Consider the following 22,001-nt stretch of genomic DNA (forward strand, 5'->3'; position numbering starts at 1 on the left):
AAAAAGAACTATCAGAGAGAATACACAGTTGTCCTTACTGTGGACTGGTTCTCGATAGAGATCATAACGCTGCTATGAATATTCTGAGATTGGGATTACAATCTCTCCAGAATTCTGGTAGATGCCCATCACTTCAGTGACGGGAGTAGTCACCTTGTTAAAACTTGATTTATCGGGGATTTCTTGCTGAGGTTTTATGAAGTTGAAGCCCCATAATTATCATCGGGAAAGAAAGTTGTAAAATGTTGATTCGGAAAAGTATAGGTCGATAAAAAAATCTAGCCTATAATTGATTGATTGATTGATTGATGCGTCGATAATTACTGGTCGATAATCAAGTGACGCAGAAAAATTAAGTGATATATATAAAAATCCATGCTGAACATGGACTGAAAAGTGGTTACTCATGCAGCTGAAACTGGAGCATTTCGATATAAAAATCGGGCAGCACAAAGTGATGTTCAACATTGCCGATGCAAAGGAACTGGGGGTAAACCCGGGAGACAGGGTCCGCATAAGGGGTCATGAAAGCCTTTCTGCGATTGTGGACACGACAGTAGATCTGGTGCCTCCCGGGACTCTCGGGGTTTTTACCGAGGTATATGAGCACTTTAAACACTGGGAAAAACCGGTTGAGGTCTTCCCGGCACTCCGCTCGAAATCTTCCTTCGTGATCAAGAAGATGATGGACAAGCAGAGCCTGACAAGGGAAGAGATCAAAATGGTCGTCTCCGATGTTGTGGACGAAAACCTCAGCGACATCGAGCTTTCGGCTTTCATGACGGCTTCTTATATCCACGGCATGAGTGACGACGAAATCGAATGGCTGACCAGGGCCATGATCGATACCGGGGAAAGGATCGAATTCGACACCCATCCCATTATGGACAAGCACTCCATAGGGGGCGTGCCCGGAAACAAGATCTCTCTCCTGGTAGTCCCCATCATTGCGGCCAACGGGCTCCTCATCCCCAAGACCAGCTCCAGGGCAATTACAGGGGCCGGAGGGACTGCGGACCTCATGGAAGTGCTCTGCCCCGTAGAGTTCACCTCCCAGGAAGTCAAAGAAATTACCGAGAATGTCGGAGGCGCACTTGTCTGGGGCGGGGCTACAAATATCGCCCCTGCGGACGACAAACTCATCAGGGTCGAGTACCCCCTCTCCATTGACCCCTACTGCCAGATGCTTGCTTCCATCATGGCCAAGAAAGGGGCAATAGGGGCTGACAACGTGGTTATCGACATCCCCACGGGTGCCGGGACAAAGGTCCCCAATGTCCAGGAAGGGCAGAAACTGGCCAGGGACCTGATCAACCTGGGACACAGGCTCGGGATGAACGTTGAATGTGCAATCACCTACGGCTCTTCCCCCATAGGCCGGAAGGTCGGGCCGTCGCTGGAGGTCAGGGAGGCTTTGAAGGTGCTCGAAAGCTTTGAAGGCCCGAACAGCCTGATCGAAAAGAGTGCAGCCCTTGCCGGCATCCTGCTCGAGATGGGAGGAGCAGCCCCGAGGGACCACGGGAAAGAGCTTGCCTTAGAAACCCTGAGGAGCGGAAAGGCTCTGGAAAAAATGAAGCAGATCATTGAAGCCCAGGGCGGGGACCCGAATGTGACCTCTGCTGACATCCCGGTGGGGGAGTACACCGCTGACATCTGTGCTTCTGCAGACGGTTATGTCATCGAGTTTGACAACAAATGGATCGTTGAGATAGCCAGGCTTGCCGGGGCCCCGAACGACAAGGGGGCAGGGGTTGCTCTCCACAAGAAGATGGGTGAGTCCGTAAAGAAAGGGGACCCGATCCTCACCATCTATGCGGAAAAGGAGTTCAAGCTCGACACTGCCCTTACAACGGCCCAGCGGACTAACCCAATCCTGGTTGAAGGCATGCTGCTCAGGAGAATTCCCGGAACCTTCGGGTTCCAGTAACTCTCTTTTTCCTTTTCCTTTTCCTTTTTTGAGCACAGCTTTAAGTTGAGCCCTCCTGAAGTGAAACCCTTTAATATTTTGTCCGGGTTTTAGCACAAGCATGAAGAGGATAGTACTGCTGCGCCTGGGGCACCGCCCTGAGCGGGACAAACGGATCACCACCCACGTGGGCTTAACAGCCCGGATGCTCGGAGCCGAAGGCATGCTTTTGGCCTCGGATGACCCCGGGATCGTCAAGAGCCTTGAGGACGTTGTCAAGCGCTGGGGCGGGGATTTTTACGTAATAAATAACGTGAACTTCAAGCAGGAGGTCCGGAAATGGAAAGATGAAGGAGGAAAAGTCTGCCACCTTTCCATGTACGGGGTAAACCTGCCCGAGGTCACCGAAGAACTCAAAAAATGTGAGAAACTGATGATAGTCGTCGGGGCGGAGAAAGTCCCTCCAGAAATCTACCAGCTTGCCGACTGGAACGTGGCCGTGGGTAGCCAGCCTCATTCCGAAGTTGCGGCCGTGGCCCTGACCATGGACCGGATTGCCGAGGGAGAGCCCCTCGAAAAAGAATTCCCCAACGCCGAACTGACAATAGTTCCAATGGAAAGAGGCAAAAAAGTAATCGAAAACGCCGATGAATGAAATAACTTTTTTCTTCTACTTTTTTCTTCTATTTTTTCACAGCTTCTTTTTTCTTCTATTTCTTTTTATTTCCCGGTTCTTTTCCTTTTCCTGCTTCCTTTCCTTTTTTCTCTTCCTTTTTCTTTCCGGCTTATTTTTTCACTCCTCTTAAGTTCCCTATTTCAGTTATGGTAGCCCTCTTTTTTGTAAGATTATCGTTTATTTGGGTTTCATTAGTTGTTACAAATATAAAGAAAAGTGTTAAATATAAGTTTGACGTAGATTGAAGTGTCTACAGCCCAGGCAGTTTCCTCCTGCCAACGGCGGAATCCGTTTTTCCCGTCCTCATTTCTACCTTCCGGGGGTGAGCAGTCGGGAGTGCACACTGGTTCCGGAATAGGGAATTAGGTTCTGTACAGGGGTGTAAAGGACATTTAAACCGTCTTTCTTCCGGGTCTATGCCTTCCCGGGCATCCTGTACAGCTCCTCGTATTCTTTTTTCCTTTTAGGTTCATCAATCCATCATTCGTTTATTTTCGATGCTTTTTTGCTGAATGCCCTCCAGCTTTACCCTTTTCCTTTATGGATTATCAACCGGCCCATTTTTCTATTACTTCTTCTTTTAAGGATTTTCCATTTTTCTCTTCTTACGCCTGAAAGGGATCGTTTTTCTGCCGGTGCAAAAAGAAATACTTATTAGAGTTGGGGAAAATTCCTGATTCGAAAAATTCCCTTCCCGGCATCCTCCCGTCCATAAACGGCAAAATAAAAAAACAAAAACCTCAGGAGAGAACGGATGAATTCAACTGATATCAGTTTCTTTTTTAACCCCAGGTCCATTGCCCTTGTGGGCGCTTCCCCGAAACCCAGCAGCCTTTCTTATACAATCCTTGAAAGCCTTGAGAAAATCGGGTTTGAAGGCAAAATATACCCCATAAACCCGCGGTATGAGGAAATAGGAGGGCTCAAATGCTACGCCTCCCTTGCTGACATCAACGATACAATTGACATTGCCGTTCTTTCGGTCCCTGCACCCGGCGTGATCGAGGTCATGAAGGAGGAATTCGAAAATGTAAGAGGGGCCGTTGTTGTGAGTTCCGGGTTCAAGGAAATAAAAGGAGAAGGGGAAAAGCTTGAAGCCGAACTGAAAAGGCTTGCTGAGGCGAAAGGTATCAGGGTAATAGGCCCTAACTGCCTGGGGATCTATGATACTGTCTCAAAGGTAGACACTTTCTTTATCAGCCGGGAACGGGCGAGGAGGCCGGGAAGAGGCGGGCTTTCCATCCTGACCCAGAGCGGCTCGTTTGCTTCCATGATCGTGGACGAGATTGCCTCGGAAGGGATCGGGGTTGCGCGGATCGTGAGCTACGGGAACAAGGTGGACGTGGACGAGGCCGACTGCCTGGAATTCCTTGCCGAAGACGAAGCCACGAAGTATGTGGTACTTTATGTAGAGTCCGTAGAAGATGGAAAACGTTTCCTCGAAGTTGCTTCCCGCTGTGCGCAGAAAAAGCCCGTTGTTGCAGTCAAAGTCGGGAAAAAGGATACCGGGGTAAGGGCAACGGCTTCCCATACAGGGGCTGCTGCAAGCAGGTATGAAGCTTATGAAGCCGCCTTCAGGAAAGCAGGGATCATAGAGGTAGACGGCTACGAAGAGCTCAAAGACGCCTGCAGGGTGCTGAATTCTTATACCCCGGGCAGGGGGGACAGGATTCTCGTTATTACTAACGGGGGCGGGATAGGAATCGGGATTGTCGATGCCTGTGAGAGCAGGGGTTTGTCCGTCCCGCAGCTTTCTGAAGAGCAAAAAGCCCAACTTAGCTCAAAACTTCCCTCATTTGCGTCCGTGGGAAACCCAATTGACATAACCGGGAACGGCTGGGATGAACACTATGCAGTTGCCCTTCGAGAGGGTTTCGGGGAAGAGTATGATATCGCCATTGTGGCTGTGCTCTGGGGGCCACCCCTGCTGAATGAGGGGATCATTGATAAGCTTAAGGCTGTAGCCGATGAATGCGGCAAGCCTGTTCTTATCTGCTCACCGGGCGGGAACTTCACCCGGAAGATGTCCGAAGAGTTCGAAAAAAAAGGCCTCCCTGTCTTTGCCACGCCGGAAAGCGCGGCAAGGGCTGCTGCGATCCTGTCAGGCGGGAAAAAGCAAAATGCAAGGGAATGAGGGACTACGCCAGGCAGGTAAGGGCTTAACAAAGCAACGCTTCAAAAAATTCAGGCAACCAAAATCCGTAGGGATGCATAAATTAAAATAATAGTTGAAAGTATGGACTTATGACCCCTATGGACTTAACAGCGCAGGATACTTATCTGATTGCAGGATGTGCATTTCTTCTTCCTGTCCTGCTCCTGCTTTTTCACTTCTACAAGATCAGGCTGCTTTCCCATTCCCTGAAACTCTGCAACTGGATTTGCGGGATGGCGATAAGCTCAGACAGCCCGTGGGTCAAGATGATGGTGCTTCATCTCGTGTTTTTAGTGCGCCTTCTCATGTACCTTGCAATCGTTTCCCTGGAACAGGTGGATAAGCTGACCACCAGGGGCCTTCTAAAGTATTACGTCTCAGGCACCAGGGTCGTATTTTCGGAGTGCATGTCCGCATTTATCGATTCTTCCGAAGAGATCGAAAAGTGCATAGGTGAACTTAACCCGCTAACCCCTCACACAAAGAAAAAAGAGCGCCATATCCGGAAGTAAAGCTTCCGGCAAACAACTTGAATATATTCCAAAGCTTCGATCTCAAATCCTTATTCTATTTTAGGGAAGCACTGGCAGGAAAGCTGGCAGAGGCAATGTCGTCTGGATTGAAAAGCGGTTTTTTAAAATCTGAATTCTTTACAGGTCCCATCTCTCTTTCTGAGGTCCCACGATACAGTAGTACTCCTGGTTGAACCCGAACTTCTCCGAAGCCGGGCACTGCCCGCATATGCACCCCAGGTCTTTTCGGATGCACCGGTTTTTTCCTACTCCAGGGAAACAGAAGCCGATTTCTTTTGCACACTCGTCCCAGGTCGGGCAGGTTTTGCAGATGCAGAGTCCCTGAATCAGTTTCCGGGTTTCCTCGATTTCTTCCGGGCTCATGTCTTTGTACTTCAAATCTTACTCCCCTATGGCTTTTGAGTTGCCTTAAGGATGCTGTTGAAACTAGCTGCTGCTAATTATGCTATTTTCACGTATCTTTTTTATGCAGCCTTTCATCCTGCAAAAACTGATCTTTTCCATTAAAAAGGTACAGTTGAAGGGCTTATATATTAAAAGTTTATATATTTATGTAGCAAGATTAAAAAGATTGCAGGAACATCTGATAATAGGGAGATTCTCAGGGCAGGGGTTTACTGGTGCCTGCCGGAAGTTCCGGGAATGAGTCATATGAACATAACACTGATCGGCATGGCAGGAGCGGGGAAGAGTACCATCGGCAAGGCGCTTGCAAAGAGGCTGGGCTATTCTTTTATTGACGTTGATTCCCTTATCAAGAAAAAGACCGGGATGTCCCTGCAGACCCTGATAGATACGCAGGGGGATTCTGCTCTTATCAGGCTTGAAGAAGAAGTTGTCCTTGAACTGGGGAAAGCGGATGGGTGCATCATTTCTCCGGGGGGCAGCGTGGTCTATTCCGAAAAGAGCATGGAGCACCTGAAAAAGGTGTCTAGAATTGTCTTCCTGGATGCTCCTTTCAGGAGTATCGTGAGAAGGATTCCAAACGCGAAAAAGCGGGGAATAGTGGGGTTCCGGGACAGGAGCCTGAAAGAACTCTTTGACGAGCGGCTCGTGCTGTACAGGAAATATGCCGACTTAACCATAAAGCTCGAAGGCCGGGACAATATCCGGAGCGTCGTGGACCGGATCATCCAGGCCTGCCCTGAAAAAGCTGCCTGATGCTTGCAGTGGTCCAGGCCGTATATGTACATCTTTTCCTTTTTGATCTTCTCTCATTTTGGTCTTCTTTCATTTTGGTCTTCTTTCATTTTGGTCTTCTTTCCTTTTTGATCTTCTTTCCTTTTTGATCTCCCGGACCCTGATCAGTTCACTTTTACCAGTTTACTTTATTATCAATCAGGTATTTTTTCTGACCAGAAGTCTCAGTTTACTTCCAGTTTATATTCTTTAAGTTCCCGGCCTTGAAGAAGCAGGCCGGGCAGAAGGAGACATATCATGACATCCACTCGTTTCATTATCACGGTTATAGGCAGCGACCGGGTAGGGATCGTTGCCAGGGTCACCACGGTGATGGCAAGTTTCAGTGTTAACATTGTCGATATCAGCCAGACCATCATGCAGGGCATTTTCACCATGATCATGCTGGCGGAGGCTCCGGAGGAAAACTTCGACCTTGCGGCTTTCCAGAAAGCCATGGACGCAGAAGGAAAGAGCCTTGGAGTTGAGGTCAAGGTGCAGCATGAAGACGTATTCCGCTTCATGCACAGGATCTGAACTCCTTGAAAAGGTGGGTTTACATGCTAATCAACCCTAACGAGATCCTGGAAACCATCCAGATGGTAAGGATGGAGCACCTGGACATCCGGACAGTGACCATGGGCATCAGCCTCAGGGACTGCAGCCACCCGGATATCGAGGTATTCAACGAAAACATATACGAAAAGATCACGGGTCGGGCAAAGGATCTGGTCCGGACAACGGAGGAAATCCAGAGCCTTTACGGGATTCCCATTATCAACAAGCGAATTTCCGTAACCCCCATAGCCATCGCAGCCGAAAGCTGTACGGCGCCGGATTTCGTCTCGGTTGCAAAGACCATGGACGAGGCTGCAAAAGAAGCCGGAGTTGACTTCATAGGCGGCTTCAGTGCCCTTGTGCACAAGGGAGTCACTCCCGGGGACCTTAAATTGATCAACTCCATCCCAGAAGCCCTCTCCTGCACGGAAAAGGTCTGTTCCTCCATAAACGTGGCCACCACCAAAGCCGGCATCAATATGGATGCAGTCGGTCTGATGGGAAACGTGATAAAAAGGGCAGCCGAGATGACAGCCGACAGAGACGGGATCGGCTGCGCCAAATTGGTGGTTTTTGCCAACGCTCCCGAGGACAACCCCTTCATGGCAGGGGCTTTCCACGGCATAGGGGAACCCGAATGCGTGATCAACGTGGGGGTAAGCGGACCCGGAGTGGTAAATGCCGCCTTAAGGGAGCTTGAAAACCCGAACCTCACCGAGATTTCGGAGACCATCAAGAAGACCGCCTTCAAGATCACCCGCATGGGCGAGATGGTGGGCAGGGAAGTCTCCCGGCGGCTCGGGGTTGAGTTCGGGATCCTTGACCTTTCCCTGGCTCCCACCCCGGCTATCGGGGACAGCGTGGCTGCCATCCTGGAAGCCATGGGGCTTGAACGCTGCGGGACCCACGGGACTACGGCCGCCCTCGCCCTCCTGAACGATGCCGTCAAAAAAGGAGGGGCAATGGCTTCTTCCTCAGTGGGCGGCCTGAGCGGGGCCTTCATCCCGGTCAGCGAGGATGCAGGCATGATCGAAGCTGTCGAAGCCGGAGCCCTTTCCCTGGAAAAGCTCGAAGCCATGACCTGCGTCTGCTCGGTGGGCCTGGACATGATCGCAGTGCCTGGGGATACCCCTGCCTCAACCCTTTCCGCAATAATCGCGGATGAAATGGCAATCGGGGTAATCAACAAAAAGACAACTGCAGTCCGCATCATCCCTGCCCCCGGAAAAAAGGTCGGGGACTCCGTTGAGTTTGGCGGGTTGCTCGGCCTGGCTCCCGTCATGCCTGTGAGCAAATTCAGTTCCGAAGTTTTCGTAAAGAGGGGTGGGAGAATCCCGGCTCCGATCCAGTCGCTGACGAACTGATATTCTGTTTTTGGAAAATAGGAAGGGGGAATCTATCCTTTCCCCTTTTGACCATAAAACTTACAATTCGCTTTTCTTTTTTTCCTGCCTGTTTTTCCATCCCTGCTTCTTTCTTCTGGATTTTCCATCTCCGGATTTTCCATTCTGGATTTTTTATGCGGGCATTGAGCTTCAGGTTCGCAAGTTCCGGTATCTCCGTAAACAAACCAATATGTATTTTATCTGGTGGATTTTTAATCTTTAAACAGATTCAAATAATTATCACTCTTCAGTAAAATTTTTATTGCTTTAGGGATACTCAACTTATTCAATTTAATATTGGAGTGAGCAAATTGAACCTGAAGCTTTTGAAAATTATGACTTTACTGCTTCTGCTTTTTATACTCTGCTTTGCGGATGTATCTGCGGCAGAAACTGGTGAAGAACCTTCCGGAAATTTGGCGTATCCGGATTTCACGGAAAGCGGGCATTATGACACCGATTTCAATGCCAGCTTTATGTCGGAGTGGTGGTACCAGAACGGGGACATGAGGCTTGTTTCCGAGGACGGGGAAAAAAGAAACCTTGCCTTTTTTATTGTAGTTACACACCAGGAGTCTCCTGAATTGTTCAGGGACCCTGATTCGGGGCTGCAATTATCTAATATGGCTACCTTCTACGGGCTTTATCCTTATGGGGAGGCTACTGCTCATAATTTTACCCAGGTTTTTATACCCAGGTCTGATATTGAAAATTATATCGGATTTCATGTGCCTTACCTTGACTACACTTTCCCGGAAGGTTTACGGAGACTTTACGGCTCGAGTTTCGAGGGTTACGGGCTTGACTACACCTACGATAATCTTCAACTGGACCTGGTTTTCAAGCCGCGCGTTGAAAAAACTATTGATAGTGCCATAGAGCCCGTTAATTTCACGACTTATGAAAGCGCTTATGGAAAACTTGAAGGAACTGTCGTGCTGGATGGCAAGGAATATGTGGTTACACAGGCTGACGGGTACTTTGACCACATGATTCCTTATACTACTACTCTGCCTGTATGGGAAATGGAAATGCACGGGTGGAGCTGGGCGGAACTTACTACAGATAGTTACCAGACAGTACTATATGTCGTAAGGGGGCTTGAAGATGGGTACGATACTTGCACGTATAAGCATCTGACCTTGATAGACAAGCATACAGGTGAAGTTGTTGCAGAATACTCAGGGGACGATGTGGAAATCGTTGAAACCGATTGGGTAAATCTGACAGTAAAAGGAGTCTCCGTAAAAAGACCGGCTACCCTCGAAGTCTCAGCTCCGGGACTGCATATCGATATGGAAGCTCAAAGTGTGGTCCAGTTTGATGCCGCTTCGTATCCTGAAGATCGTGTGGGTTTTATTGATTTCATGGCATTCCAGCCCCTTACTGCTTCTATAGAATACGACGGGAATATCGAACACGGAAGCGCATTTTACGAATACATGATTACTGATTGGGGAGCGTTTGTCTCCTCCGCATAATCAGTGGAAGATCTCTGCGGATGGCGGGATAAGAAGGACTGCAAGTTTAAGGACTGTAAGTTTTTCATTTCCCGGCAATTCCTTAATTTTTAATTTTTTACTTCTTATTTTTCACGTCTGATTTTTTACTTCTATATTTTTTATCTTTTCTTCCGAGTTGCAGTGTCCATCCAGAGTTCTTTCATCGTTCCCCTGATTTCTTCTATCTTTTTTATGTTTTCTTCATCGTTTATTATGTCAACTTCGTCGAAGGATTCGAGGGCAAGCTTGGCAGCTATTGAAGCATCATTAAGGTACCGGTTTCCGGCATCCGTCATGATGGTCTGGAGGGCTGAAGTGGCCTGGAAAACTGCGTTTTCCATCTTTTCGTCCTCAGCACTTTTTCCGATTTCTTCCAGGGATTCGGCAATGCTTCCGACTGCGCTTTGCAGGTTCTCCATCATGGCTGTCAGGGCCATTTCTTCCAGCATGAGCTCGACGCCCACAGCAGCTTCTTCAAGGTTCTGCTGGGCTGCAAGTTTTCCCGTATCCCCCAGGCAGGAGATGCAGGTTGCAGCGTTTTCAGAAAAGTCAGGAATTCTCTGCCTGGCAACCGATTTTCCTATTTCTCCCAGCCCAATTGCAACCGCGACGATCTCTTTTTCCTTTTTCCGGAGTGCGGCCGTGTTTCCGCTTCCTCCAAGCACGGAAGCCGCAAGTTTGGCAACCATTTCCAGCTGATTCTCTGCGGCTGTTTTCCCTATTGTCCCGAAAGAGAGCAGGACCCTTACGGTCGTGCCTTCAGTGTCCCGTTCCATAGAGCACTGCAGTATCTTTTCAAGGGACCGGATCGCACTGACTGCCGCGTTTTCCATCCCCTGCATTACAGCGGCCTTCCCTATATCCTTGATGGAAATTACTGTTCTTTCCGCATCCGACACCTTCATACTGTTCAGGTAGTCCATGCTCAGCTCTGCCAGGGAATCAAGGGCCTCTCTAACTCCTTCTTCAAAATTCTCTTCAATGGAAGCCAGCCCAAACCGGGTTATTTTTTCTTCTATCTTGTCTTCTTCTTTTGAAAGCATAGCCTGAAACCCCTTTTCCGGCTCTGATGCCTTTATTGTCTGTTGCCTCTAGTACTCTTCTGTACCTGTCTGTGCTTAATTATCCGTGCTTAACTATCTGTGCTTATTGCTTTTGCCTTTATCCCTATTAATCCGCTATTTGGCCGCCCGAGAAATGGTATATGTAGTAAAGGACCAGAAAAACAAGGATTGCCAGAACAGCTTTAAAATCTATTCTTTTCAAAAAATCCATTCTAATCGTTTCCCCCATTCCATTATTTACCCGGTTTCACTTCTGATTTACAGTCCCCAGTATTCAGTTCCCCCGGATTCCTTTAATTTATGGTGCCCTTTGCTCAAATAATTTGGGTAAGAGACTTTCAGTTCGAGGTGCAAGTAGTTATATTTACGAAGGCAATGGATAAAAAAAGGAAAAAAAGGATAAAATGCAGGATAAGTTAGGGACGGTGGACAGGTCAGGAATCCCTTAAAGGTATGGCGGCAAATAGCAGCTATGGGGAAGTGCGATACACCGGTATCTAAAGTATCGACATCACACTGTATTTACGCAGTATGTTATCGTGGCTGTTATACACGGTATATTACCACGTCCAGTTATCATGCACCATATCCAATAATCAGGCTCATCAGGTGGCAGGACGGGCAGAGCTGAATTTCGTAAATTTCTTTCCGGGTCGGGCCTGGGGAGTCCCTGCAGCCTTTATATTGATATTACCAGCTATCCGGCTACAGCTAAGAGTGTTTCCTTAGTTGTCCCTGACATACGTTTTTCCTTTTTAGGGGAAGTTTTTCGGCATAATCTCAGGCTATTGCGCCACCGGAGAAGTGGTATATATAATATAGAACTGCAAACACGAGTACTGCAAGGACTGCTTTGAAATCCATGACTTTTGTCCTCCTTTTTTTTCGGCTCTTTTCCGGCTTTTCTCAGGCTATTGCGCCGCCGGAGAAGTAGTATATGTAGCATAGCGTACAAAATACGAGTACTGCAAGGACTGCTTTGAAATCCATGACTTTTGTCCTCCTTTTATAACTATCAAGAAAAATCCGTTTTGTTACGTAATCTAGTAGCGAGGAGCAGGTATATAAAAATGCCGTTTTTTTCCGCTTCAGATGAGCGTTTTTTGTTCTTTTAAAGGCCTCGCTTCTTTCCTTCTGTCCTTATTCGGGCTTCAGGCTTCAGGAATGCCGGGAATGCAGTATAGGGGTTCTGCTGAACCTTATATGACTCCTTACTTTATTTTCTAAAAGTAATCTTATATATTTTCCAGCGAAATTATTATGGGGGATTAATTATAGGCAGGAATTTCTCGAATGTCCGCGTTATTTCCTTAATCTTGATCTTCCTATTTCTCCTGGGTTCGGGGTATGCGGAACAGGATGCGGGGGGCGGTGAAGAAGGTTCCGATGTTCCTGATGGATCCGAAAGCCCGGAGGATACGGTTTCTCCTGCCGACTGGATGGATTACGAACTGGCGGATGCCCGGACAGGGGAGACTTTCATGGTAAGCGATTTTCGGGGAAAACCTGTTCTTCTGGAAACCTTTGCTGTCTGGTGCCCTACCTGCCTGAAGCAGCAGGAAGCAAAAAAGATGTTTGAGGATAAGGGGGACGAGGTAGTTCATATTTCCCTTGATGTTGACCCGAACGAGAACGCGGAAATCGTAAGAAATCACATGGAAAGCAACGGTTTCGAGTGGTATTCTTCCGTGGCTCCTCCGGAAATGACCCGGGAACTAATAAACGAGTTCGGGATAACTGTCATCAACGCCCCATCAGCATCTGTTGTCCTGGTATGCGAAGACCAGTCTGCCCGCCTGCTAGAAATGAACGGGGTAAAGCCAGTATCCCTTCTGGAAGAGGAGATCGAAAAGGGCTGTTAAGGACCTGGAAGGAAGCAGCATCTGATAGGAATCATCTGGTAAAATCGTCTGGTAGAATCATCTGGTAGAATCGTCTGGTAGAATCATCTGGTAGAATCATCTGGTAGAATCGTCTGGTAGAATCATCTGGTAGAAAGCATAGCTGTATTACCTTGTGGACAGTACATGACGGCTTCTCAATGGAGTTTTCAGGTCGGAAGTCCAGCTGAAGCATAAAGAAGGCTTCTGGCGTGTCAAGAGGGGGGACCTGAATAATAAATTACTTGCTTGAGATTTCCCGGGCTTTCCTGCTCGGGCTGCTGATACCTCTTACTGCGGTCTGCGTTATTCCTCTTTACCCGGGGTTTTTAGCCTATCTCTCGAACCAGTCGGGAAAAATTCCGGGAGGTCAGGGAGGTCAGGGAGATGAACACAGCAGAAAAATGCTTGTTTTATTATGGCTGGTAATCACGGCCGGGGTCATTACCTTCATCCTTATCCCTGGATTCCTGTTTACAACGATTTTGCAGGTTTCCCTTACAAAGGTCATTGGCGTTATGTCTCCTATTGCATTCGGAATCTTTCTCCTTATCAGCCTCATCCTTATTTTTGATGTTGATATGGCAAAGTACCTTCCGAGAGGCCGGGCTCCCAGGGCAGGGAAACCTTATGTTACTGCTTCCCTTTACGGCTTCTTTTTCGGGGCGGTTGTAATCCCCTTCCAGCTTTTCTCGGCCTTCTCCGCACAGCCTGGTCGGGAGGTCATCGCGTTTCTTGTCAGGCATAGAATAACAATCAACCTGACAGCAGGAATTGTCATGTTTGTGGTTTCCGTCTACTATCTGGTGTTTGTTTTCAGGATATTCGGGTGAGGTGTTTTTCCAGGCAAAGAGCTAACATGTGCAGGTAACACAGGTACTTCAGATAGGTAATTTTGGATAAGAAGGTACGATGAGTAAGATGATTTGCATGCACTGGGGGGTTATGAATGCTTATGCAAAGGGACAGGCGGGTCGGGATGATCTTGATGCTGGTGCTTATACTTGCAGGCATCCTGAGCAGCTGCTGTATCGAAGCGGATGGCGAGGAGGAAGTGATCGGCACGACTCCGGATGGGCTGGAAATCAGGGTCAGCCCGGGAGGGGAACAGTTCATAGTCGAGCCTGAGAAGCTGGTTTCCGGGGGGACCCCAATAGACGGGATCCTGTCCATAGACAACCAGAAATACGTTAGGGTGGAGGAGGCTGATGCATGGGTCAGGGAAGACAGCAGGGTACACCCGAAAACCGTGGTCTTCGGTATCGAGGTCGAAGGAGCCTTCAAGGCTTACCGTGAAAGTGACCTGATTGAAGAGGGGGTTATCGAGGACAGCGTAAATGGCTTTCCCATAAGGGTCGAAAGGGACGAGGCGGGAATAGTAACCGTGACGAACCTGGGTACCGGGGAGGAAATCGTCAAGGAAAGAGACTTCTGGTTTGCCTGGTATGCTTTCCACCCGGATACCGAGCTGTATGAAGGCTAAATGAAGGTCAATGAAAAGTTGAATGAAGATTGAATGAAAGTTGAATGAAAGTTAAAATTGCGAAATTAAGGTTATTGGAGGTATGTTTTGATGAAAAGGAACATTCAGGGTTTGTATGTACTTTTATGCGTTATTTGCCTGGTATTTGCAGCGGGCTGTGCTGAAAATGGAGAGGAAGGGCCGGTTCCCGAAGAAGAAATACCTGCAGTCACAGAGGCACCTGAAGTTGTAGAGACACCTGAAATTGTAGAGACACCTGAAATTGTAGAGACACCTGAAATTGTAGAGACACCTGAAATTGTAGAGACACCTGCAGTCACAGAGGCTGGAAAAGCCAGTGTTGAGGTCCTTGACCATCCCACAGGTGTTGAGAGCGGGGAAACCTTTACCGTCCGCTGGAAAGTGGCAGGCGGAACCCCGGGGGACATCAGCACGACTTCAATCATAAGCGGGTCCGGAAGCGGGGATGAAAGCCTTGAGTCCTATCCGGTAAAAAGCTCTCCCCAGGGAGGCACCAGCCCCAAAGAATTCGAAACCCAGATGAGGGCTCCTCTTTCCGGAACTGTCTATTTCAGGGCTTATGCTATTGTGGATGGAAATGAAGTCTTTTCCCGGGAATACAGGATTTCGGTAACCGGCTCCTCAGGGTACTGAGGTAAATTAAGGAAGTAGAGCTCAGCTATCAAAGCACATTTCAGAGCTCATCTCAGAACACATTTCAGAGCACGTTTCAGAGCCCATTCCATATTCCATTTCAAAGCACATTTCAAAGCACATTCGGAAAAGAAAACCCGATAAACGCAGGCATTATACCACCATGCCAGAAAAGAAAAGGCATTTCAAGAAGTCCCGGTGCTCTCCGGCAGGGCAGGATTCATTCAGGTGCGAGCTGATCAGTTTCAGGAAAGTCTGCAGGCTTTCCAGGCTCCTCAGCCGGAAAATCAAAGACTCTGGCTACCGGCCTGACCTGATCGTCGCCATCGGCAGGGGCGGCTATGTACCTGCGAGAATGGTCGCTGATTTTCTCCTTTTCAACGACCTGACCTCCATGAAGATCGAGCACTACATGAGGGCTGCGGATATGCAGGAAGAAGCCCGGATCAAATTTCCCATCTCCGTAGATATAAGCCGGAAAAAAGTGCTCATCGTAGACGATGTGACCGACACCGGGGAGACCTTGTGCCTTGCTGTGGACTATGTGCAGAGCTTGGATCCCGCAGAAGTCAGGACTGCAGTCCTCCAGCACAAGAGGTGTTCCGCCTTCACCCCGGATTTTTATGCCCAGAAGATCGTCAAATGGCGCTGGATCATCTATCCCTGGGCCCGCTACGAAGACCTTGCAGGGTTTACGGAAAAAATCATTGGAAACCGGACCCTGGACCTCTCCGGGATCACGGCTGAGTTTAAAGACAGGTACAAGCTTGAGGTAGGGGAAAAAGAGCTCCTTGAATTTCTGGAAGATCTTGGGGAAAGGGGAGAGGTCGAGCGAGTTGAGGGGGAGAAACCAGGGTGGCGGGTCAGGAAGAGGCAAGTGGCAAAATTAAATTATTAGATATGATTTTTCCTGTAAAGTGTTTCTCACAAATAATCCCATGCCTCATCTTCCTCCGTTTTTCATGTTTATTTAAAAAGACGTCAAAATATCCTGAAATGGGGTTGGGCATCTGATTTTGGGGGTGTGTTGGGAGATGGGTGGGGGGTAAAAGGTTGGGGATTTTTGGATCTGAAAAGAGTATTTCTCAGATGCCCTTAACCTATAATAGAACTGCAAATTATATAAGAATGGGGAAATAATGATTGTTTAGCTCATTTTATGGAAGTACTGTAAATATATGCTTAAATTAAGCAGTACTTCTATTTTTTTAATTTCCTCATTTTTCAAGTTCTCCTGCTCTGGTTTCCGCTTCTGATTTTGTTTCTTTTTTCCTTTTCAGGAGTGATTTCCTTTTCAGGAGTGATTTCCTTTTCAGGAGTGATTTCCTTTTCAGGAGTGATTTCATTCTCAGGAATGATCTCCTTTTCAGGAGCGGGTCTGATAATGATCTTAAAAAATAAAAAAAGGAGGAAAATGAGGGGAAATAGGAGGAAAATACGAAGACAAAGGAAAATCAGGGTTTCTGATTTGTCCTTCACATCACGGTTTCCGTGACAAGTTCCAGTTCTCCCTGCGGGAAAACCCTGGATACGCTGACCTTCCAGTTTCCATTTGCAGCCGTTCCGTCTTCTCCTTTTCCGTCTCCCTTTCTGCCGTTTTCGGCCTGGATCAGGTTGTAGCACTGGGTGGTCTTACCCCTGGTTTTGGAGGAGCAGAAGGTGCCTGCGTTTACCACAAGCATGTTGTTGAGATGCCAGACATGGGGGATGTGGCAGTGCCCGCAGAGGACGAGGTTGACATTGCAGCTGTTCAGGAGGTTGAGGACGTCTCCTGCGTCTACCAGGACAGTGTTCTCCCTGCCTGCAAGGGGGATCGGGACAAGGTGGTGGTGCAGGGCAAAGACCTTGAAGTTCTCCCCGGAAAAGGCCTCTTTGATCCAGCCGTAGTTTTCTCTGCCCACATGCCCTTCGTCCAGGTCCGGCTGGGATGAGTCAGCTCCGACCACGGTAACGTTTCCGAGGTTCCGGGTCGAGAACCTGTTTTCGAAGAGGTCCTCAAAGTGGAGGTACCCGGCGTTTTTGGAGTCGTGGTTTCCGGGCACAAGTACCTTGTTTTCACATGAGATCCTGTCAATAAACTGCTTTACCCCCATATATTCGGCCGAAAACCCATTTTCCGTCAGGTCCCCCGTGACCACTACCATGTCCGGCCTGAGCCTGTTTATGCTCTCAACCATGGCATCTGCTATTTCCGGTACAAAATAAGCTTCTGAAAAGTGAATGTCTGAAAGATGTACAATCTGTATAATTTTTTATTCCTCTTTTACCTGAAATTTATAATATTAGTTGTATTCAGGACATTGGACTTTTGTCCCAATATATATAGTTATGCTTGAAAATTTAGATATTTCATATATCTAATTATAAATCGTTAAAAAAGGCATCCATATTCCTGGATTTATCCCGGCCGTTTAAGTAAGTACCAAATGTAAATTCGTGATGAATAGCCCGCACGTTCGACCCAATTCCCTTAAAATGGTGTTCCACTTTTCTTTTTTATTTAAATATTTCCGGATGCGCGGGGGGGTTGAGTTCTTTATGATTTTGATTCCGTTTTGGTTTGAGTTCTTTATATTTTTTATTCTGTTTAGGGCTCGGTGAAGTTTGGGAGACTAAATTACGGGATGCAGGTCTATCATACTTTTCTTAACTCCGAAAACCGTATTTCAATCAAGACGTTAGAGGAGTACCCCCGCCAGCTTGCCTAGCGGCGCCTCTCCATAAGGAAATAAAAAATAGATCTGAAAAGAATATTTTTCATGTTGTATTTGTTTATGTTTTGTCTTGACCCCTGTCATTTTTTGTTTGCTTTTATTTTTTACCTTCTCTTCTTTTTACATCTCGTTTTTACCCTTAAAGGCTGGAATTAAGCCCTGGAAAAATATTCGTATCCGTTATTTAGTCATATTAATATACTTTTTAGTCAAGATTTTGTATCATAAAGTCCTTCTAATATGCTTTTTATTCATAAAAATATACTTTTTAGTCACGATAATGCACTTTTCAGTCCTGATACTATACTTTTTAGGCATAAAAATATACTTCATGGAAAAGGCCGGTCAGCAAGCTGACCGGTGAGAGCACCGGTACCTGAAAAAGAGATTGAAAAAAGGTTTTGTTATTCAATAAAATGAATGATCATCAATATATTGAACGACCATGAGTTCACTTATTTATGTGAGATCGCCAGCTGGACCCCGATTGCGGTAAAGATCCCGGCTTTTCCCCAATTTATGTACTTCCCGATTCCGGGCCTTTCCAGGATTTTGTTGCCAATGGTCCCGGCAAAGACGGAAATTACTGTGAAGATCAGCCAGGCCTGCACCATGAAAATTATTCCAAGCACTATCATTTGCATGGGCACACTGCCTGCTTCCAGGTTTACGAACTGGGGCAGGAAAGCCAGAAAGAAGAGGGCTACTTTCGGGTTAAGCAGGTTCATGAAAATCCCCCTTTTATACAGGGCTCCAACATCGGTCTCCCGAACCGGGCCGGAAGATAATATCTGGTCGCTTTCTCCGAGGGCCTTCCAGGCGAGGTAGAGCAAATATGCAGCTCCCGCGTATTTCAACACTGCAAAAGCCAGGGCAGATTGGTATACGATTGCTGAGACCCCAAGGGCCGCTGCGGTGGTATGGGCCAGCACCCCGGTGCACAGGCCGGAGGCAGTAGCAACTCCTGCCATCTTGCCCTGGGAAATGCTCTGGGTGAGCACAAATAAAATATCAGGCCCTGGCAAGAGTGTAAGTGCTGCAGATGCTGCAACAAAATATAATAACTGTGATGGCTCAATCAATTTTTCTCACTTTTCATTTTTGTTACATTTATTATTTAAAGTGAGATTGAAGTTCTCATAATAGTATTTTTCCATGAGTTTTTTAGTCCGCTTGAGGTAGCGCAGCGACCGAAACGGACCGCGCACTGCAGAGCCGCAACCCTGCTCGTGAATCTTTTCGTCCTCTTTAGCGAACAAAGTGAGCGAAAAGGACCCCGGCTGCAGAAGCGGAACTCTGCTCGTGAATCTTTTCGTCCTCTTGAGCGAACGAAGTGAGCGAAAAGGACCCCGTGCTGCAGAAGCGGAACTCTGCTGGGACAAATACTTTAATAATGGGTTAATGACTATTCACCTACGTTTTCAGCATCATTCTTACACTTGTATTTATTTACCCCCCAATTAAGGTGAATTTATGTCTTTAGCAAATCTCAGAACACATTACACGACCGAAGTTAAGCCCGAAAAGGTTGAAGACGGTCAAAAAATCACCCTCGCCGGCTGGGTCCATGAGGTCAGGGACCTCGGAGGGATCTGTTTCGTTGTGCTCAGGGACCGGGAAGGCAGGGCCCAGGTCACGCTTGTAAAAAAGAAAATTGACAAAGAGCTCTTCGATGCTGCAAGAAGGCTCGTCCGCGAGTCTGTGATTTCCGTAACCGGCTCTGTCAAGTTCGAAGAAAAAGCCCCCAACGGCTACGAACTGCTCCCGGAAGAGATCAATGTCCTGAACGTGGCAAGCTCCCCGCTGCCCATGGACACCACCGGAAAGGTGGAGGCCGAACTGGACACCAGGCTTGACTCCCGGTTCATCGACCTGAGAAGGGCCGAGACAACAGCCGTTTTCAAGATCAGGCACCAGGCCCTCCAGTCCATCAGGGAATACTTCGTGGAACACGGCTTTATCGAGACCGCAACCCCCAAGGTCGTAGCCACTGCAACGGAAGGAGGGACCGCACTTTTCCCGATTACCTACTTTGACAGGGAAGCCTTCCTGAACCAGAGCCCTCAGCTCTTTAAGCAGATCCTCATGAGCGGCGGCTTTGACAGGGTCTTTGAAATCGGGCCCATCTTCAGGGCAGAGGAACATGACACCCGCAGGCACTTAAACGAAGCCACGTCCATCGATGTAGAGGTCAGCTTTGCCGACCACTTTGACGTAATGGAAATCCTGGAAAACCTGGTAGCCTACGTCTATGCTAAGGTCATTGAGAAATGCAGCGATTCTCTTGAAGCCCTCGGGGTCGAACTGAAGGTCCCGAAGACTCCTTTCCTGAAGCTCACCTATAACGAGGTCATTGAGATCATAAACGCCCGCTCTGAAGAGAAAATGCAGTGGGGAGATGACCTTGGCACCCTTGGCGAGCACACTGTGGGTGATTACGTCTACGAGACCACAGGCGAGTCTCATTACTTCCTCATTGACTGGCCCACGGAAATCAAGCCCTTCTATGCCATGCCCTACGAGGACAGGCCCGAGTTTTCCAAGTCCTTCGACATGATGCACCGCACCATGGAACTCTCCTCCGGAGCCCAGCGGATCCACATACCGGACCTTCTCAAGAGCCGGATTGAGTCTCAGGGCTTAAACCCTGACGGCTTTGAGTTCTACCTGAAGGCCTTCGAGTACGGGATGCCCCCGCATGCCGGCTGGGGTATGGGCTGCGAGCGCTTCATCATGACCATGCTCGGGACCGACAACATAAGGGACACCGTGCTCTTCCCGAGGGACAGGAGAAGACTTTCTCCCTGATTTTTCCCTCACTTTTTTTAATTTTTGAACGGTTTTGAATGGTTTTAAATGGTTTTGAACGGTTTCGAATGGTTTTGAACGGTTTTGAACGGTTTCGAATGGTTTCGAATGGTTTCGAATGATTTTTTTCAATTTTCCTGAAAATTTTTGCCAATTCTTTCTTTAAGTTTGGAGCCAGAATACTGGAAACAGAATGCGGAGCAAAACATGACAGATAGAAACGCATCAACGGATTCTCCTGAAAAACGGGCAGCAGGTATTGCTGCAGCTAAGCTTGTGAGCCCAGGGATGGTGGTCGGACTCGGGACAGGTTCGACAGTTGCATACACGATAAAGGAACTGGGCAGAAGGGTCCGGGAAGAAGGGCTCGAAATCCTCGGGGTCGTGACCTCTTACCAGTCCGAGGCGCTTGCGATTGAAGCCGGAATCCAGCTGACCACCCTTGCCCAGCACCCGGAACCTGACCTTGCAATTGACGGGGCAGACCAGATCGACGCAGGGCTCTACGCCATCAAGGGAGGGGGAGCCGCTCACACCCGGGAAAAAATCGTCTCGGTTTCTGCAAAGCGCTTTTTGGTGGTAGCCGACGAGTCAAAAATCGGAAAGCAGCTTGATAGGACCGTGCCTGTGGAGGTCCTGCCCTTTGCAAAGGAGCTTGCAGTAAAAAAACTCTGGGAACTCGGGGGAAAGCCCGAACTCCGGCTTGCCTCAAGGAAAGACGGCCCCGTAATCACAGACAACGGGAACTTCGTGCTTGATGTGGGTTTTGGTGTTATAGGGGACCCTGAAGCCCTTGCCCTCAAACTGTCCTCAATTCCTGGTGTGGTTGAACACGGAATTTTTTCCAATGTGGATGAGGTCTACATAGGGAAAAAAGACGGGTCTGTTGAGGTCATAACGAAACAGGCATGAAAAAGCTGTCCTTAAAAAGCGGTCTTTAAAAGGCGATCATAAATAAGAGACACCGGAGATTCAGCCTGAAAGGTCAACTTGGAAAGTTTATCTCAAATGTCAACTTGAAAAGTTTATCTCAAAGGTCAACTTGAAAAGTTTATCTCAAAGGTCAACTTGAAAAGTTTATCTCAAATGTCAACTTGAAAAGGGGCCTGAAAAGGTGAGTTTGGGGCAGGAAAGTCCTGCGGCAGCCAGGAAAAAGAGAGTGGGGCGGATTACTGTCCTTTTTCCTTTTTCTCTCCAAAATAGAGTGCGGAAACGGAAGCCCTTTCCTTAATAACCGGTATGTATTTATAGAAGTATTATCAGTAATTTCCTGATCAAATACTGCTTTCCAGGTGTGCAAAATCTCTGAGGCAGAACTCACCGGATAAGGGCTGTATTGTCTGTGGGCACTGTCTATGGGTACTGTCCGTGGACACTGTCTGTGGGTGCTGGTCAGTTTGTCCGGGTGTCTCAAACTGGCGCACATTATATTATCTTAGGCCTTTGGGCCCGATGCTGAAGGCAAAAAGCTCTCAATTAGAAACAACCTTAAATTATCAGGTAT

The 22,001-nt window shown here is 47.9% G+C and carries 20 protein-coding genes; 16 read left to right on the forward strand and 4 right to left on the reverse strand.

The genetic code is table 11. From position 1 onward, the window contains the following. Positions 1 to 20 precede the first annotated feature (20 nt). The 5 genes from FTO70_RS13055 (at position 21) to FTO70_RS13075 (ending at position 5,249) form a co-directional block, all read left to right on the forward strand. Positions 21 to 140 carry a transposase gene (locus tag FTO70_RS13055; RefSeq protein WP_255336246.1) on the forward strand — a complete coding sequence of 40 codons (120 nt, stop codon included), beginning with the start codon at positions 21 to 23 and terminating at the stop codon, positions 138 to 140. Positions 141 to 406: 266 nt separating this feature from the next. Next, positions 407 to 1,927 carry an AMP phosphorylase gene (locus FTO70_RS13060; RefSeq protein WP_255336195.1) on the forward strand — a complete coding sequence of 507 codons (1,521 nt, stop codon included), beginning with the start codon at positions 407 to 409 and terminating at the stop codon, positions 1,925 to 1,927. A 100-nt stretch (positions 1,928 to 2,027) separates the two neighbouring features. Beyond that, the gene (locus tag FTO70_RS13065) at positions 2,028 to 2,561 is read left to right on the forward strand and encodes a tRNA (cytidine(56)-2'-O)-methyltransferase (RefSeq protein ID WP_255336196.1); all 534 of its coding nucleotides are present in this window, start codon (positions 2,028 to 2,030) and stop codon (positions 2,559 to 2,561) included. A 775-nt stretch (positions 2,562 to 3,336) separates the two neighbouring features. Then, positions 3,337 to 4,716 (forward strand): acetate--CoA ligase family protein, encoded by a 1,380-nt coding sequence (locus FTO70_RS13070; protein WP_255336197.1) that lies wholly within the window; start codon positions 3,337 to 3,339, stop codon positions 4,714 to 4,716. Positions 4,717 to 4,826: 110 nt separating this feature from the next. After that, on the forward strand, positions 4,827 to 5,249 hold the full coding sequence (locus FTO70_RS13075) for a hypothetical protein (protein ID WP_255336198.1): 423 nt from the start codon (positions 4,827 to 4,829) through the stop codon (positions 5,247 to 5,249). 138 nt (positions 5,250 to 5,387) lie between these two features. Here the strand turns inward: FTO70_RS13075 and FTO70_RS13080 are convergent, their stop codons facing one another. Next, positions 5,388 to 5,648 (reverse strand): DUF2769 domain-containing protein, encoded by a 261-nt coding sequence (locus FTO70_RS13080; protein ID WP_255336199.1) that lies wholly within the window; start codon positions 5,646 to 5,648, stop codon positions 5,388 to 5,390. Between the two features lie 273 nt (positions 5,649 to 5,921). Between FTO70_RS13080 and FTO70_RS13085 the strand changes: the two genes are divergently transcribed. The 4 genes from FTO70_RS13085 to FTO70_RS13100 all read left to right on the forward strand — a co-directional run bounded on the left by FTO70_RS13085 (position 5,922) and on the right by FTO70_RS13100 (position 9,873). Then, a complete protein-coding gene (locus tag FTO70_RS13085; RefSeq protein ID WP_255336200.1) occupies positions 5,922 to 6,431 on the forward strand; it encodes a shikimate kinase in 510 nt (169 codons plus the stop codon). Positions 6,432 to 6,707: 276 nt separating this feature from the next. Next, the gene (locus tag FTO70_RS13090) at positions 6,708 to 6,986 is read left to right on the forward strand and encodes an ACT domain-containing protein (protein ID WP_255336201.1); all 279 of its coding nucleotides are present in this window, start codon (positions 6,708 to 6,710) and stop codon (positions 6,984 to 6,986) included. Between the two features lie 23 nt (positions 6,987 to 7,009). Continuing rightward, entirely contained in the window at positions 7,010 to 8,371 is a 1,362-nt protein-coding gene (locus tag FTO70_RS13095) for a PFL family protein (protein WP_255336202.1), read from the forward strand. Positions 8,372 to 8,727: 356 nt separating this feature from the next. Further along, on the forward strand, positions 8,728 to 9,873 hold the full coding sequence (locus tag FTO70_RS13100) for a hypothetical protein (RefSeq protein ID WP_255336203.1): 1,146 nt from the start codon (positions 8,728 to 8,730) through the stop codon (positions 9,871 to 9,873). A 140-nt stretch (positions 9,874 to 10,013) separates the two neighbouring features. On the opposite strand, the gene FTO70_RS13105 is transcribed toward FTO70_RS13100, so the two are convergent. After that, the gene (locus FTO70_RS13105) at positions 10,014 to 10,937 is read right to left on the reverse strand and encodes a hypothetical protein (protein ID WP_255336204.1); all 924 of its coding nucleotides are present in this window, start codon (positions 10,935 to 10,937) and stop codon (positions 10,014 to 10,016) included. A 1,337-nt stretch (positions 10,938 to 12,274) separates the two neighbouring features. On the opposite strand from FTO70_RS13105, the gene FTO70_RS13110 reads away from it, so the two are divergent. The 5 genes from FTO70_RS13110 (at position 12,275) to FTO70_RS13130 (ending at position 15,873) form a co-directional block, all read left to right on the forward strand. Beyond that, positions 12,275 to 12,820 (forward strand): TlpA disulfide reductase family protein, encoded by a 546-nt coding sequence (locus FTO70_RS13110; RefSeq protein ID WP_255336205.1) that lies wholly within the window; start codon positions 12,275 to 12,277, stop codon positions 12,818 to 12,820. A 263-nt stretch (positions 12,821 to 13,083) separates the two neighbouring features. Then, positions 13,084 to 13,671 carry a hypothetical protein gene (locus FTO70_RS13115; protein WP_255336206.1) on the forward strand — a complete coding sequence of 196 codons (588 nt, stop codon included), beginning with the start codon at positions 13,084 to 13,086 and terminating at the stop codon, positions 13,669 to 13,671. A 116-nt stretch (positions 13,672 to 13,787) separates the two neighbouring features. Further along, positions 13,788 to 14,321, forward strand: coding sequence for a DUF3179 domain-containing (seleno)protein (locus FTO70_RS13120; RefSeq protein ID WP_255336207.1), 534 nt, complete (start codon positions 13,788 to 13,790; stop codon positions 14,319 to 14,321). A 90-nt stretch (positions 14,322 to 14,411) separates the two neighbouring features. Continuing rightward, positions 14,412 to 14,975, forward strand: a complete 564-nt coding sequence (locus FTO70_RS13125; RefSeq protein WP_255336208.1) for a hypothetical protein — start codon at positions 14,412 to 14,414, stop codon at positions 14,973 to 14,975. A gap of 163 nt (positions 14,976 to 15,138) precedes the next feature. After that, positions 15,139 to 15,873, forward strand: coding sequence for a phosphoribosyltransferase (locus tag FTO70_RS13130; protein ID WP_255336209.1), 735 nt, complete (start codon positions 15,139 to 15,141; stop codon positions 15,871 to 15,873). A gap of 577 nt (positions 15,874 to 16,450) precedes the next feature. Here FTO70_RS13130 and FTO70_RS13135 read toward each other — a convergent pair. Together FTO70_RS13135 and FTO70_RS13140 are read right to left on the reverse strand one after the other, a co-directional pair. Further along, on the reverse strand, positions 16,451 to 17,221 hold the full coding sequence (locus FTO70_RS13135; protein WP_255336247.1) for a metallophosphoesterase: 771 nt from the start codon (positions 17,219 to 17,221) through the stop codon (positions 16,451 to 16,453). Positions 17,222 to 18,144: 923 nt separating this feature from the next. Then, complete coding sequence (locus FTO70_RS13140; RefSeq protein WP_255336210.1) at positions 18,145 to 18,771, reverse strand: LysE family translocator; 627 nt, start codon at positions 18,769 to 18,771, stop codon at positions 18,145 to 18,147. Between the two features lie 391 nt (positions 18,772 to 19,162). Here FTO70_RS13140 and aspS point away from each other — a divergent pair, with 391 nt between their 5' ends. Continuing rightward, positions 19,163 to 20,497 (forward strand): aspartate--tRNA(Asn) ligase, encoded by a 1,335-nt coding sequence (gene aspS / locus FTO70_RS13145; RefSeq protein ID WP_255336211.1) that lies wholly within the window; start codon positions 19,163 to 19,165, stop codon positions 20,495 to 20,497. A gap of 207 nt (positions 20,498 to 20,704) precedes the next feature. Further along, on the forward strand, positions 20,705 to 21,409 hold the full coding sequence (gene rpiA, locus FTO70_RS13150) for a ribose 5-phosphate isomerase A (protein WP_255336212.1): 705 nt from the start codon (positions 20,705 to 20,707) through the stop codon (positions 21,407 to 21,409). Positions 21,410 to 22,001 lie beyond the last annotated feature (592 nt).

This window comes from Methanosarcina sp. KYL-1, from assembly GCF_024372725.1.
GTDB lineage: Archaea > Halobacteriota > Methanosarcinia > Methanosarcinales > Methanosarcinaceae > Methanosarcina.